General features: G+C 46.3%; 13 protein-coding genes. 5 read left to right on the top strand and 8 right to left on the bottom strand.

Annotation, left to right across the window (positions count from 1 at the left end):
• Positions 1 to 9: 9 nt before the first annotated feature.
• From MC24_RS08270 to MC24_RS08240, 7 genes are read right to left on the bottom strand one after another with little or no spacing between them, the layout of a single operon-like run.
• On the bottom strand, positions 10 to 1,155 hold the full coding sequence (locus MC24_RS08270; protein ID WP_038054470.1) for a glycosyltransferase family 4 protein: 1,146 nt from the start codon (positions 1,153 to 1,155) through the stop codon (positions 10 to 12).
• A complete protein-coding gene (locus tag MC24_RS08265; protein ID WP_156105122.1) occupies positions 1,152 to 2,378 on the bottom strand; it encodes a sugar transferase in 1,227 nt (408 codons plus the stop codon). The genes MC24_RS08270 and MC24_RS08265 overlap by 4 nt, the downstream gene beginning before the upstream one ends.
• A 24-nt stretch (positions 2,379 to 2,402) precedes the next feature.
• Positions 2,403 to 2,810, bottom strand: a complete 408-nt coding sequence (locus tag MC24_RS08260) for a glycoside hydrolase family 73 protein (RefSeq protein ID WP_038054464.1) — start codon at positions 2,808 to 2,810, stop codon at positions 2,403 to 2,405.
• Between the two features lie 46 nt (positions 2,811 to 2,856).
• Entirely contained in the window at positions 2,857 to 3,228 is a 372-nt protein-coding gene (locus tag MC24_RS08255; RefSeq protein WP_038054462.1) for a sigma factor, read from the bottom strand.
• Positions 3,221 to 3,454, bottom strand: coding sequence for a hypothetical protein (locus tag MC24_RS08250; RefSeq protein WP_038054460.1), 234 nt, complete (start codon positions 3,452 to 3,454; stop codon positions 3,221 to 3,223). The genes MC24_RS08255 and MC24_RS08250 overlap by 8 nt, the downstream gene beginning before the upstream one ends.
• Positions 3,455 to 3,472: 18 nt before the next feature.
• A complete protein-coding gene (locus MC24_RS08245; RefSeq protein ID WP_038054459.1) occupies positions 3,473 to 3,682 on the bottom strand; it encodes a DUF2922 domain-containing protein in 210 nt (69 codons plus the stop codon).
• Between the two features lie 14 nt (positions 3,683 to 3,696).
• Positions 3,697 to 3,891, bottom strand: a complete 195-nt coding sequence (locus MC24_RS08240; RefSeq protein ID WP_038054457.1) for a DUF1659 domain-containing protein — start codon at positions 3,889 to 3,891, stop codon at positions 3,697 to 3,699.
• Between the two features lie 202 nt (positions 3,892 to 4,093).
• On the opposite strand from MC24_RS08240, the gene MC24_RS08235 reads away from it, so the two are divergent.
• The 5 genes from MC24_RS08235 to MC24_RS08215 are packed head-to-tail and all read left to right on the top strand — an operon-like array spanning position 4,094 to position 11,749.
• Positions 4,094 to 7,072: an SLBB domain-containing protein gene (locus MC24_RS08235; protein ID WP_038054455.1), complete on the top strand. Its 2,979-nt coding sequence runs from the start codon at positions 4,094 to 4,096 to the stop codon at positions 7,070 to 7,072.
• Between the two features lies 1 nt (position 7,073).
• Complete coding sequence (locus MC24_RS08230; protein ID WP_038054454.1) at positions 7,074 to 8,276, top strand: hypothetical protein; 1,203 nt, start codon at positions 7,074 to 7,076, stop codon at positions 8,274 to 8,276.
• Positions 8,266 to 8,877 (top strand): HAD family hydrolase, encoded by a 612-nt coding sequence (locus tag MC24_RS08225; protein ID WP_081953073.1) that lies wholly within the window; start codon positions 8,266 to 8,268, stop codon positions 8,875 to 8,877. The genes MC24_RS08230 and MC24_RS08225 overlap by 11 nt, the downstream gene beginning before the upstream one ends.
• Positions 8,878 to 8,887: 10 nt before the next feature.
• A complete protein-coding gene (locus tag MC24_RS08220) occupies positions 8,888 to 10,309 on the top strand; it encodes a hypothetical protein (RefSeq protein ID WP_038054453.1) in 1,422 nt (473 codons plus the stop codon).
• A 12-nt stretch (positions 10,310 to 10,321) separates the two neighbouring features.
• A complete protein-coding gene (locus tag MC24_RS08215) occupies positions 10,322 to 11,749 on the top strand; it encodes a clostripain-related cysteine peptidase (protein WP_038054444.1) in 1,428 nt (475 codons plus the stop codon).
• A gap of 43 nt (positions 11,750 to 11,792) precedes the next feature.
• Here MC24_RS08215 and MC24_RS08210 read toward each other — a convergent pair whose 3' ends face one another.
• The gene (locus tag MC24_RS08210; RefSeq protein ID WP_038054443.1) at positions 11,793 to 13,721 is read right to left on the bottom strand and encodes an exopolysaccharide transport family protein; all 1,929 of its coding nucleotides are present in this window, start codon (positions 13,719 to 13,721) and stop codon (positions 11,793 to 11,795) included.
• Positions 13,722 to 13,731: the final 10 nt, after the last annotated feature.

The raw sequence follows: 13,731 nt of genomic DNA, 5'->3' as shown, positions 1-13,731 counted from the left end.
ACCTTTTTCTCAACCCTTCTTGTATAGTCTCACATAACCTTCCACTTGATTGTCAATTTTAAAATCTTTTGCTCTCTCAACAGCTGCTTGCCCGATTTTTTGTTTTATTGACTCGAAATTTTCCAGTATAAAATTTATCTTTGTGGCAATTTCCTTATAATCAAATCCTGTGAGAAAACCATTGATTTTATCTTCGATTATGTCTTCAGGACCTCCGCATCTAGTTGAGACAACTATCTTCCCAAGGGACATAGCTTCCAAGATGACCAATCCAAAACCTTCCTCGTCCGATGTCAACAAAAACACATCAAAATCTGCCATTAGTTCTATAGCATCTTTTCTGAAGCCAAGAATTTTGACTTTTTCCTTCAACCAGGGTCTTTCATCAAGATACTGCTGAACTTGCTTGGCGTAGAAGTCTTCAACTATACTTCCACCTATCCATACAAAAATCACATCATCCATTTCCTGGACAACTCTTTCTGCAACTTGAAGAAATCGCACAGGATTTTTCGGCCTATCAAGTCTTGCCACATTTCCTACTATTTTTACGTTTTCTGGTATGCCAAGTTCTCTTCTGAGTTTTCCCTTCTGGATGTTACCAATCGGTAGAATCGCATTTGGAATTATCACATACTTGGAAGGTTTTCCAATCCTGTATCTTTCAGCTTTTTCTTTTTCTCTGTTACAAAGAAACACAAGATGATCTGAGTATCTTGCTGCAAATCGCTCCGCCCAGATAAGAAGTTGCTTCTTAAATCCCCTGTACTGCTCTATTCCCCAAAAACCGTGGTATGTGTAGATAACCTTTTTCACTCCACACTTTTTTGCTGCAATTCGAGCTAGAAACCCCGCTTTTGAAGAATGAGCATGGACTATATCGTAATTTCCCTGCTTTATGAGTCTTTTTATCTCAAAATACGCTTTCAGATCTTTTATCGGATCTATTTCACGGACAAGATTTTCTACCACATGATACTTGACACCTATCTTATCAAGCTCTTCGAATAGCATTCCATTTTCTCTACCAGCGGCAACTTCAACCTCGAATTTATCTGAATAGTTCTTTTTAAGACCGTATACGATGGTGTAAAGAACCTTCTGACCTCCAGCCCAGTCTGAACGTGTGATGATATGCAGAATTCTTTTCTTCATTTAGCCCCTCTCCTCCACAGCACAGCCTCCAGTGTTTGAAGGATGATCCTCAGATCAAGAAAGATGTTTCTGTTCTTCACATACCAGAGGTCGTAGCTGAGTTTCTTTTTGGTTTCAGCCAGATTGGAAGAGTACTTGAACATGAGCTGAGCCCATCCTGTGATACCGGGTTTCACCTTGTGTCTCAGTTGATAGAAAGGAATTTGCCCTTCAAATATTTTAACAAATTCTACCTGTTCCGGTCTAGGTCCTACAACGCTCATTTCTCCTCTGAGCACATTCACAAACTGAAGCACCTCATCGAGTCTGAAGGGTCTGATGAATTTTCCGACTTTCAGTATCCTGTCTTTTTCCTGATCCACGAATTTTGGTGAGTCTTTTTTCTCGTTTCTCATGCTTCGAAACTTTATCATCGTGAAGATCTTTCCGTCTTTCCCCACCCTCTCCTGCTTGAAAACCACCGGCAGTCCATCTTCCAGATATATTATTATAGCAACGATCAGCATGATCGGCGAGAAGACAGCGAGGGCGACAAGTGAGACAACTACATCGAGGATTCTCTTTGCGGGTGAGTCGTCTTTCACGTTGTTGAACGCGACTTCGTAGTACTCTCTGAACTTTTCCATGACCACGAGGGGAATTCTCTTGAGGGTCTTTTCCACCAGGTTTGGAAGGTATTCCAGGTTCTCAACGCGGACTTTCTCCAGGATGTGTTCGAACTGGGGATCTGCGAGGAGAACTGCGTCGTAGAGTTTTTGCTTTGCTTTCACCGTCTCGACGGAAGGATTGATGTACTCAACGAACCTGTATCTTCCAAGAGATTTCTCCTCGACTTCTTTCAGGACGGGTTCGATCTCTTCTCTTCTTCCCAGAACGAGATATTTCTTCACGGGTAGTTTCTTTGTGAACAGTCTGTGCACCAGAACGTTCAAAACGGGAACCCCTGCCACGGAGAACAGGAAGTTCCCGAAGAAATGGTATCTGTTAATTTCGTTTTCAAGCAAGGAATAGCACATCAACACGATAATGAAACTTGCTATCGTTCCCACTGTGGTTCTTATCAGCTGTTCGTTGTAACTTTGAAGGCTTTCCGTATCGTAGAGTCTAAAGGCAAAAAAAGAGAGGGTCAAACTTGTGGCGAACAGAAGCGCTGAAAGCCAGTTAAAAAAGAGGAGGTTGAATGAGAAAACCATCAGGAAATCTATGAGGATTAATCCGTTCAATCTGCCTCCCCCTCAACACTGTTTTTAGAAACACCTGTACACTCCTATGCACTTTTCCGCGTACGATGGATCCGTAGCGTACCCGAGTTTTTGGAGAAGTTTGAAGTATTTCTCTGGTTCCCTTCTATACTCCCAGGGCTTATTATAACACTCTTTCATAAGAATAAGATAGGCGATCATACTGTTTTCTGGGCTGACAAAAGTTTGAAACATATCGATCATTTTCACTCCATCGAACTCTTTCGTTTCCGCTTCAATTCCTCCTTCAAGCCAGGAAAGTTTTTTTATGCCAAAAAGGTTGTTTCCCACCATGTGTCTTCCCCAGCCGGTTTCGAGGGCGGACTGGGCAAGGAGTATCTTTGGATCCATCCCGGTGAGCTTTCCAAGAAGGAAAGCAGTTTCGCTGAATCTTTCGAGAAACTCTTCTTTCATTTTATCACCTCCGGAAAAAAGAAAGCAAGGATGGCCCCGCTTTCGTTCAACGATCTTTCTCTTCGAAATCTTCCAGTTTGCATCGAGATTTGTACTCTGTTTTCAAAATGTCGAACGGAGCGTTGCTGCATCCCGGAAGGGGAATCCCTTGAATGAGATCGATCACTTTTCTGTTTATGGTGGACTTCAAATGAGCGGCGAAGGTACCTTTGTTCTTGTTCCATGTTTTACGAGCATAGCAAAAGATACAACATATCGCTTGGTAAAGATCTTCGAAAGAAGAGATCTTTTCCTTGAACTTTTTGAAGAAGAATCCTGCCTTCTTTCTTATCTCGTTCTGGTATTTTTCGAAGAGTTCATCAATGGAGAGGTCTTCGTCCTTTGTGTTCTCGAGTTTTCTTCTGGTGTGATTAAGCATTGTTCCACACCCGATCGTTGAGGAAGTCCACCACGAAGTCTATGGCGTAGTCCAGGATGTGATCCAGGATATCGTCGTCGAAAGGAAGGTCGATTCCGAAGCTGTTGAAGAGACTGAAAACGATCTCTTTCACTTCCTCCTTCTTGGACTCACCGTCCCCCGGCCTTTCGACCAGGGAGACGGCGAGCAGGAGGACGTCTTTGAGAAATGGAAGTATTGTCATCATACAGACGCCCTCCCTTCGTCACTGAATGAGATCGAAGAATTCATTGGAGTTCGTTTCAACTATCACTGCTCTGTCGATCACGTAGCCTTCCAGGACTTTTGAGTCCAGAAGCGTCTGCATGGCTTCTTGAACTTGATCTGCTGTGAGTCCGTCAGCTGGACTGTTCACGACGATTCTTCTTCTCTTTCCCTCTGCCTCGTTGTAAAAATCCATGTACAGTCTCTTCATACCACTTCACCTCCTCAAATGGTTTCGTACGTGACGAGCTGAGCGGAAACGTAGGTATAACTCGAAAGGGAGTCGAGAATGTTCACCGCGTTTACAAGATCCTGCACTGTCGCGTTTGGACTAATAGAGATGGTCTGCCTTTTAGTCACGGGACTTCCGTTTTCGTCCACTTCACCCGTTGCCCACACGATCCTGAGGGCCTTTTCCATGATAACACCTCCTGTGAATTTTTGGTGGGCTGCGCAGTCCCTCCAATAAATAAGTCCTGACAGAAATGTTAAATAACTTATAAAATTTTGTATATTCAACATATTAGTGAATAAAAGACGGTTAGCGAATCAGTTCTGATTCGATTTTTTCTGGACATAAGGTATAATTTTCAGCAGAATAAGGTGAAGAGGAGGGTTCGAGATGAAAAGAACGCTGATCTTTCTGTTTCTCTTAGCTACGGTGTTTTCTCTGTCCTATACCATAAGGAAGGGAGACGTCCTAATGATCGAGATAGTGGGATATCCAGATCTAACAAGGAATTGCATGGTGGACATAGAAGGTGCAATCACCTTCCCTTACGTGGGGCGCGTGAAGGTGGAAGGTCTCAGTGTGGATCAGGTGACAGAACTTCTCAAAGAAAGGCTCTCCAAGAGTTTTTCTGAACCTGAGGTGATCGTGTCTCTTCAGCAGATCGCACCGAGGAATGTTTATGTCTCCGGTGTTGTGAACAGAGTGGTAGACATGGGGATGGAAGATCTCAGCGTTTCGGAGCTTCTCTCTCTTCTCTCTGTGGATCTTTCCTCCGTTGACCTTTCGAGGGTGAAGGTCCTCAGGGATGGAAAGGTCTTTGAACTGGATCTCTCTTCGCTTCTCTGGGGTGAAGTTCCCGAGGAAGACATGGTGCTCCAGGAAAACGATCAGGTGGTACTCCCGGAGAAGAGCTACACGGGGTTCGTGAAGGTCGTTGGGGCCGTGGCAAATCCCGGGATCTATCCGTACAGAAGAGAGATGACCCTGCTTGATGCCGTCGCATCAGCGGGTGGCACCACGCGGGAGAGTTCAGGAAAGATAATTGTTCTTTCGAAAGACAAAACGGTTGAAGTATCAGAGAAAGATATCTATCAAAGGAACCTCCTTTTGAAACCAGGAGATACGGTGCACGTTCAAAAGCTCGACGAGAGGTTCGCTTACGTTGTGGGAGCGGTGGCAAGACCAGGGATGTACACCTTCTCCAGAGAGGAGTCTCTCACGCTAAAGAACCTCGTTGCGAAGGCCGGTGGAATCTCCGTTGAGGGTAAGTACATAGAAAAGGTTTTGATCACAAGGGATGGGAAGACCACGGAGTACGCGTCAGAAGTACTGGATGAGAATGTTCAGCTGAAGGTTGGAGATGTCGTTGAGATAAAGAAGTACGAAGAAACAAAGGTCTATGTATCAGGATACGTGACAAGACCTGGTGTTTACGAGATCTCCCCGAAAGAATCGGTGACTCTGGAAAAGCTCCTCTCGATGGCGGGGGGGTTTAGAGAAAGTGCGGAAGGAGTTGATTCGATCACAATAACAAGGGGCGGAAGTGTCATAGAGCTCTCACCAAGCGAGCTGGACTTTCCAGTGAAACCCGGCGACATAGTGAACGTGAAGGAATTCGTGCCAAAGAAGGCTTACATCCTTGGGTACGTGAGAAATCCCGGACTTTACACCTTTGGAAAGAACGAAGTGTTCACACTGAGGAATCTCATAGCAAAAGCCGGTGGTTTCATCGACGAGAGTCAGGTTGTCTCCGTGAAACTGTCTGGAAAGGAATACTCTCCTGAAGATATAGTGGAAAAGGACATTCCCCTTGAAGACGGAGTGTTCGTTTACGTGGAAAAGTACACGGAAAGATTCGTCTACATAGTGGGAGACAACGCCGCAAGGAATGGGAGGATGAGCTTTGCGAAGGATGAACCATTTATGCTCTCAACAGCCTTGAAGAAGTACGGGATCGAGGATTTCTCCCTTGTGAAGAGTCTTTCACTCTTGAGGGACGGTGAAGAAAAGATCTTCGATCCGGAGAAGATATTGATGGAGGATGTTCCTCTCAAAACCGGTGACACGGTCCTCGTGAAGGCTGTACAGAAAAAAAGAGTCTATTTCACCGGGGACGTGTATGGGTACGTTGATTTTGCGAAAGACGAAGACATCACACTTGAAAAGGCTCTTGCGAGTTTCGGAAAGATACAGAAGAAGTACATAGCGGGATTGAAAGTTCACTCGAACGGAAAGGTGGAGGAACTGACGGAAGTTACCGATCTTCCGCTCGAAGACGGCGCAGTTGTCGAGGTGGATGTGAAAGAGGCCGTCAGAGTATACGTGGACGGCTTTGTGAAGGTGCCTCAGATGGTTGTCTTCGAGCCCGATGAGTCGGCTCTCTTAGACAGAGCCATTGTGAAAGCTGGAGGATACAGAGAAGACACTCTCTTTGAAGCAGGAGACGTGTTCGTTTTGAGAGACGGCGGTGAGATCACTGTTCCTCAAAACCAGCTGAGTTCGTTCAAACTTAAGGACGGCGACCTCGTATACGTGAAATACACCGAAAGACCACACGTTTACGTCTTTGGAGAAGGCATCACGAACACTCTTGTGACCTTCAAAGACGAAGAAACACTTACACTCAGGAACGTTCTGGGCAAGGTGGGGGGCATAAAGAGCACAGGATCGAGAAGGATCGTCGTTGTGAGTCCATCGGGAGAGAAGGAAGAAGTGGATTATGAAGACGTGATCAATACGGGCGGTCCTGTTCTTGAAAATGGAAGCGTGGTCTTCGTACCTTGCGAGACGGAGAACTTCGCCTACGTCGTGGGAGAGGTGGTGAGACCCGGTGCGTACGAACTCAAAGGAGACGTGACACTTCTGAAACTCATCGCACAGGCCGGTGGTCTGAGCAACTGGGCACTAAAGACGAAGGTGATCCTGAGAAGGGGAGAAAACGAGATAGCCTACGACTTCACGAACATAGACGAGGTGCAGAAAGTGAAGATAGAGCCGGGAGACGTGGTGTACGTACCACCCGTTGAAACGAACTATGTGTACGTGCTCGGTAACGTGAGAACACCGGGTATCGTGAAGGTGGACAGGTACTCGACGGTGTTCGATGTGGTGATGAGGGCCGGTGGGTTCACGGATAGAGCTGCCACGAACAGGATATTCCTCTTCAAAGGAGGACCTCAGGGAGAGGTCACCGTTTGCGATCTCTCGGGAGTTCTTTCTGGAAAGGGTGGAGGTGTGAATCCGAATGTTGCACCGGGTGATGTGGTCTTCGTTCCCGACAACCCGCTTATACAGGTGACAGAGGCGCTCTCCATAGTAAACACCGTGATAAACACGATCAGCAACGTCAAAGACTTCATGGGGTGGTAGTGTGAGGAAAGCCGTTTTATTTTTGAGTGTTCTGCCGTTTTTTGTTTTTGCTGGTACGAATATATCTTTTGATCTCTTCTATGAGAGCAGTTTCAAATGGATGGGGGAGCTGTCTGGGAGTGTCTGGCTCGACGAGAACTGGCAGTTTAACTACAGAGCCGGTGTGGGCAAGGGATTCGGTATAGTTCACACTGGGATCATCGATGAACTGAAAAAATTCGTGGAGTTCTACTACTTCCCGGAAGCGAACCTTTCTGGAAAGATAGGCCCCTTCGGACTGAAGGCAGGGATCCTGAACGAAGAGAGAGGTCCAGGGATCGACAAGCTCTTTCTGGGCGACAATTCCCGTTTTTACGGTTTTCCTGGATTTTCTCTGAAGTACTGCCGGGACAACTGGCACGTTGAATCACTCTGGCTTCGCATAAACGACGAGAAGAGTTTCAACTACAGAACGGTGGTGTTCGACCTTGGGCTCTTGAAGATCGCCTACGAAGACGCCGTGGTTTATCTAAACGAGGTGTTCAATCCTTACTACTTCTTCGTTCCCATCCCGACGATCGCCGTACAGGAGATCTGGCAGTACCAGGAGGGAGCTCCCTGGAAAGATCCTTCAGAGAACGCAAACGCTCTTATGGGTGGATGGGTTGAGTGGAACTTCGGGGCGGGAAGGGTCTATTTCGAAGCGTTGATAGACGACATGAGCCTGAACAGACTTCTCGGGACGGGAGGTTATCTGAACCCGGACAAGATAGCGCTCCTCCTCGGCGGTGAGTACAGAACAGGTCCCTGGAGTTTCTACGGAGAAGTCTCCGGTGCCAGCGCGTACACTTTCGAAAGGACAAGCTCAAACCTTCCCTACGAGTACACGTACTTCTCCGAAGGAGCTATCGAAGATAGGATGATCGGATACAAATACGGCGAAAATTCCTTCTCTTTGAAACTCGGTGTCGAACGTTCTCTTGGCTGGTGTTCTTTCGGTATGATGTATCACTATCTCGTCTATGGAGACAGAACACCAGAGGAACCCTGGCACGGTGAAGAGATGCCACCGGATACGAAGTGGCTCATAGGAGACCTCACAAAAGAGCACACGGTGAAGGTGTCATTGAGCACTTTCTTTGGAGAGTACGGGGGAAACGTAGGTATTTGGTGGAACAGTCTCAAGGGGCTTAGTCTGGAGGTGAGGCTCGAAGTTGGTTTCTGAAGTGAAGAACATCGTTTTCGATCTTGGAGGGGTTTTGATCGACTGGAGACCGAGTGAGTACCTGCTCGAGTCTTTTCCGGAAGAGGTGGCGAGGGTTCTTGAGAAAGAGATCTTCAAGCATGAAGACTGGAAGCTGATGGACAGGGGTGTTTTGTCTGAGAATGTTCTTTGGGAGAAGAAAAAGAGGGAACTTTCAGAGCTCAGAGAGTACGTGGAAAGACTCGAAAGAGAAGTTCCGGAAATTCTAAGGGCTATCGAGGAAAATGTGAGACTTCTTCCGCTGTTGAAAGAAAGCTTCAAGCTCTACGCTCTTTCCAACTACGGAAAAATCTACTTCGAGACGGTGAGAGAGAAGTACGACTTCTTCAAGCTCTTTGACGGCATGGTGATTTCTTCTCACGTGGGTTATCTGAAACCGGAGAAAGAGATATACCTCGAGCTGATTAGAAGATACGGGATCGCACCAGAAGAGAGTCTTTTCATAGACGACACACCGGAAAACGTCGAGGTTGCAAGAAAACTTGGTTTTCGAGCTGTCCGTCTCGAAGAGCCGTCGAGATTGAAAGAGATTCTGCTCAGAGAGCTGAACATCGAATTGTGAGGGGATGATTATGGGGAAGTGGTGGGTTTTCTTCGTTGTGGCCTTCTCCACTGTTTTGTTTTCAGAGCCGTTGATCACAGAACTCGCACCTCAGATGATTTACGAGTACGTTCTCGAAAGGAAAGCGCTTCCCGGCATTCTTCCTTTGCTGTCCGGTGAGAGAAAAAATAGGGTTTCTCTTGAGGTTTCACCGTTTTTTTATTTCGGGAATTTCGAGGGAAAGACGAAAACGGGATGGTTCGTCCTTTCTGATCCTCCATGGGAGAACTTCTACCTGTACGAAAACACCCCTCCCTTTTTGAACATTTCTTTCGAGGGATTCGTGGGAAGGGTTTCGTTTTACACAGAGATCCCCTACACGAACAACTACAACGACTTTTATCTGGACCTTCACGGCAACGTTCCGCCACTGTGGAAAGAGCTGTCGAGTGTCGATTCTACATTCCCGTACACCGCTTACGGTGTCTACGATGATGAGAATTTCTATATAGTTGTGGGAAGATCGAAGATCAGGTGGGGAAGTTCTGAGTTTCCCGTTGCGATCTCGGATGTGAGTCCTTATTTCAATCATTTCACGTTCTCGACAAAGGGGAAAATCTTATACACGTTTCATTTGATTTCGATTAACTCAGTCCTGACTAATGAGGAGTGGGAAAAACAGAACACTTTCAGGCCAGTGAACGCTGATCCCCTCTCTCCGTACACCGAGAAGGTGAAAACTTTGGTGGCCCACAGGTTCGACTTTCATCCTATTGAGAACTTCAGGTTCGGTGTGGGGGAGCTCACGATGATCGGTGGGAAGTATCCCGATCTTTTCTCCGCGAGTCCTTTTGCGATCCTGCACAACAACTACAACGAGGGCTACACGAACTCTATGGCGGTGCTCGACTTTTCTTACGTTCCGCTGAAAAGCTGGGAGATCCACGGAGAGTTCGCTCTCGACGACCTTGTGGGAACAACTGAGAACGAGTTGAAACCCACGGCCTACGCGTTCAATGTGGGAGCGAGAAAGGTGTTCTCAGCAGGAGGTTTGAGAGGTGTTCTGGGTGTCGAGTATGCCTTAGCCACGAAGTTCGTGTACAACACGTTCCTTCCGTACTTGAAGTTCAACAACAGATTTCTCTACCTCACGAACTTTCCTTCCTCAAGAACGATCGTTGACTATCCGGTGGGGTTTGTATTCGGGCCGGACGCGAGGATCTTCAACGTCTCGCTCGATCTGTTCGGCAGAAATCTAAGTGTTGGAGTGGACGTTTTCTACTTGGTGAAAGGACCGAACACACTGCAGACGGAGTATCCGAAGGAGGAAGAGGGAGAACCAAAGAGGACGCCCGGTTTGAGCATCAGAGGAAGTGTAAAAAATTTTCTCTTTTCTTTAGAGCTGTTTGAAGGGAACACGAGCGTGGGGCTCGGCATGAAATGGGAATTCTGAGGAGGTGAGGAGATGAGGTGGTTTCTTCTTGTGGCATCTGTGACATTTCTTGTCGTTGGATGTGCGGTACCTGATTTGGTGGACAGTTTGCAGACCCCCGCTTCTCTTGTGGTGAACACAGGGGAGGAACACGTTGCGGGAAGATACGCGCTGATCGATGTTCAGGTGTTCGACAAGAATGGAAATCCTGTTTCTGGGGCGACAGTGGAACTCTACAGAAAGTATGGTTATTACTACGTGAAAGAAGATGAAGCGAAAACGAATTCTTTTGGATGGGCTGAATTTTCATTCTTTTCTTCAAAGGAAGGTGAGTACGATCTTTACGTTCAGGTGAAAGAGAATCCTTCCCTCATGAACAATTTTTCTCTCAAATTCACCTCTCCTGAATGGCTTTTTGTGGTGTGGATGTGTGGAGACAACAATCTGTGGGAAGCCGGCAATAAAGACCTTGAAGAGATGAGAAACACCAACGAAAACGTCTCCGTGTTGGTGTTTTACGATGGTGGAGGTACGAGCGACGGAATTCTGGTTCTCGACGATGACGGAAACTGGAAGGCAATCATGGGAATAACAGGAGTAGACTTCAACAGTGGTTCTCATGAAGACCTCGAGTACTGGTTGAAATATGTCTTTGAGAACTTCTCGGCAACCTACAGGGCACTGATCATGTGGGATCACGGAAGCGCGTGGATATCCGATTCGGGGTTCACTTCTTCAAAAGCGATCAGCTTCGATGATACCTCTGGAAGCGCAATAGCAGTGAGAGATCTGAGAATGACTCTTGAAAACGTGGTCAACAGCGTTCTTGTCGGACAGAAACTCGACATCCTCGGGTTCGACGCGTGCCTCATGGGATCCCTGGAAGTGATATATGAGCTTAGAAACACGGCAGACTATATCATAGCGTCCAGCTTCAGTGAACCAGCTGAAGGATGGGACTATTCCTTTTTTGGTTATGTAGCACCAGGTAGCACACCACTGGACGTGGCAAAGATGATAATTGATAGTTACAGAAAGTACTATTCCTCTGATATTTATCAGAACGAGCTGAGTCTTGCGGTGTACGACACTTCACAAGTGAAGGAGTTTGTTTATTATTTAGATTTATTCACTACTTATGATCTGAAAGTAAACCTAAACGAAGTTAATTCGATCTACAGCGACGTCGTGAAGAGTTACGTTGATTATTACAATCAAACTGTTCTTGTTGATCTTGGGGATCTTATAGATAAGTGGGGGAAAAAACTCTCTATAGTTCCCGATCTATCCTCGTTTGTTGTTTATTCCTACGGTAAAAAAGGTGATCAAGAACTCTCCGCTCCTGTCAGTATCTTTATGCCTGAGAATCTAGCTATTTATCAAACTTATAAGGATGACTACATGACTCTCTCCTTCCCCAGCGACACACTGTGGGATGAGTTTTTAGAATACTGGCTATAGCTATCGCAACCGTGAGAAAAACAAAAGGAGGGGATTCCCCTCCTCATTTTTCTTCCACGTACGCTGAGTTTCTCTTCGTCAGACCGTTCAGAATGAAGCCGTCTATCTTCTTCAGAGAGTGAAGCATCTTCAAATCCTCCGAGTAGGTGTGTTCGAGCCTGATCACGATGTAGACAGTATCGCTTTTTTCAGCTACCGGAAGGAACTCTGGCGTTCTCTTCAGCGAGGGCGCATCGATGATGATTCTGTCGTAGCTATGTTTGAGATTCTCTAAGATCTCTGGATCTTTCAAAAGTTCGAACACGTCTCTTTTGTCGAAAGAGCCTTCCACATTTTCCTCGGTGAAGAGAAGCACTCTCTCTTTCTTCGAAGCAAGATTTGCCATGTGTTTTGCGAGTGTGCTTACTCCTGCACCGTCTTCAAGTGAAGTGATGAAGGTAACCTTTCCTGATTTCACGGCGGGAATTCCCAGGGCTTTTTCTATCACCTGTTCACTCTGTGTTAGTGGAACTCTTGCGATGATTTTTTCCAGGCCAAGGAGATACTCTGCTTCGCTTTCAGACTTGATCCTTCTGTCGGAGAACTCTGCGAAGAAAACAGCGAGGATACCAAGGAATATCCCCAGAACACCTCCAATTGCAAGGGTGAGTTTTTTGTTTGGCTTCGAGGGTGAAAGAGGAGGAACAGCCCAGTCTATGACGTTAACGTTGGCCGTGATCGCCGCTTCAGAGATGAGAGACTCGTACTTTGCCTGAAGCAATGTGGTGTAGATCGTTTCTTTCACTTTGTAGTCTCTTTCAAGTTCTATCAGTTTCTGTTCGAGTTCGGGAAGTTTTGAGAGTTCTTTTTCGAGGTCTCCGTAAAGCTTTTTGAAAGCTTCGTACTGTGTCTGGTAAAGGATTTTTTCGGATTCTGCCTTTATGAGACTGCTGAGTGCTTCTCCGTAGATGGTGTAGCCTGTTTTCTTTACCTGGGATGTGAGGAGTCTTTCGAGTTCCACTTTGAGCTGTTTCTGGGTTTCTTCGAATTCCGCTTTTTTCTGTACCACTGCAGGGTTTGATTCGGTATAGCGCTCCATGAGCCCAGCGAGTTCTATTTGAATGTTGATCAGCCTGTTTTTGAGCTGGGAAATGATCGGGTCGAACGTGATGCTGTCTCTGAGCTGTTCTATCTCAATATCGAGGTCTTTGAGTTCATTTGAGAAGAATTCAGCCTGTTTCTGAGCTGCTTCCATGGCGATTTGAGATTCTTCCATTTTTTGAAGAAGAGAAGCATAATGTTCTATAAGCGTTTGATATTGGGCTTCAACAGAATAGATTTTGTTCTGTTCTTTGAAGACCTTGAGTCTATTCTCCGCTTCTTTGAGTTCCTGCTCCACCTTCGGGATCTGTTCTTCGAGAAATTCTTTTTTCGCTCCGAACTGGGTTTTGGCGATGCCCTCGCTGATCTTGACGTAGTTTTCTACGATCTTGTTCACCACCTCGGCGGCGAGTTTTGGATCCTGCCAGGTGAATTTAACTTCCAGTATGTTTGAATTTTCCACAGATTCGACGGTTATGAGCTTTTTCACCATGTAGCTGTAGAGAGAGAGTTTCAAATCGTCTTCTGTGAGACCGTTTTCCATAGCTTTTTTTATATCTTTCTCGTCGAGGAGTTTGTGAACGAGATCGAGCTCGTCTATCACAGCTATGATGTTTCTTCGAGAGAGTATGATCTGTACCTCGTCTTCGAGATTTCCTTCACCTCCGAGAAGACTGGATAGGCCACCAAGAAGACTTTCAATGGAAAGTCCAAGGCTCATACCCTTCTGTGTAGGGGCCTTCACTTTCGCGGAGGCTTCGTACTGGGGTGTCGCAAGGAAAAGATAGATCCCTGTCACACAGACCGTCAGAACAAGAACGAGCCAGAAAAGTTTGGACCTTCTCTTGAACATCAAAAAGATGTCACCGAGTGTTAGTTCTCTTTCTTCCACGTCTTTCCCT

Origin of the sequence: Thermotoga sp. Mc24 (assembly GCF_000784835.1) — a bacterium.
Taxonomy (GTDB): domain Bacteria; phylum Thermotogota; class Thermotogae; order Thermotogales; family Thermotogaceae; genus Thermotoga.
This window is presented reverse-complemented; position numbering and strand designations above follow the sequence as displayed.

Excerpts from the sequence above, each read along its gene's own strand:
- MC24_RS08220 (WP_038054453.1), top strand. The coding sequence starts at position 8,888 with ATGGGGAAGTGGTGGGTTTTCTTCGTTGTGGCCTTCTCCACTGTTTTG.
- MC24_RS08215 (WP_038054444.1), top strand. The coding sequence starts at position 10,322 with ATGAGGTGGTTTCTTCTTGTGGCATCTGTGACATTTCTTGTCGTTGGA.
- MC24_RS08250 (WP_038054460.1), bottom strand. The coding sequence starts at position 3,454 with ATGATGACAATACTTCCATTTCTCAAAGACGTCCTCCTGCTCGCCGTC.
- MC24_RS08245 (WP_038054459.1), bottom strand. The coding sequence starts at position 3,682 with ATGAAGAGACTGTACATGGATTTTTACAACGAGGCAGAGGGAAAGAGA.
- MC24_RS08260 (WP_038054464.1), bottom strand. The coding sequence starts at position 2,810 with ATGAAAGAAGAGTTTCTCGAAAGATTCAGCGAAACTGCTTTCCTTCTT.
- MC24_RS08240 (WP_038054457.1), bottom strand. The coding sequence starts at position 3,891 with ATGGAAAAGGCCCTCAGGATCGTGTGGGCAACGGGTGAAGTGGACGAA.
- MC24_RS08235 (WP_038054455.1), top strand. The coding sequence starts at position 4,094 with ATGAAAAGAACGCTGATCTTTCTGTTTCTCTTAGCTACGGTGTTTTCT.
- MC24_RS08255 (WP_038054462.1), bottom strand. The coding sequence starts at position 3,228 with ATGCTTAATCACACCAGAAGAAAACTCGAGAACACAAAGGACGAAGAC.
- MC24_RS08270 (WP_038054470.1), bottom strand. The coding sequence starts at position 1,155 with ATGAAGAAAAGAATTCTGCATATCATCACACGTTCAGACTGGGCTGGA.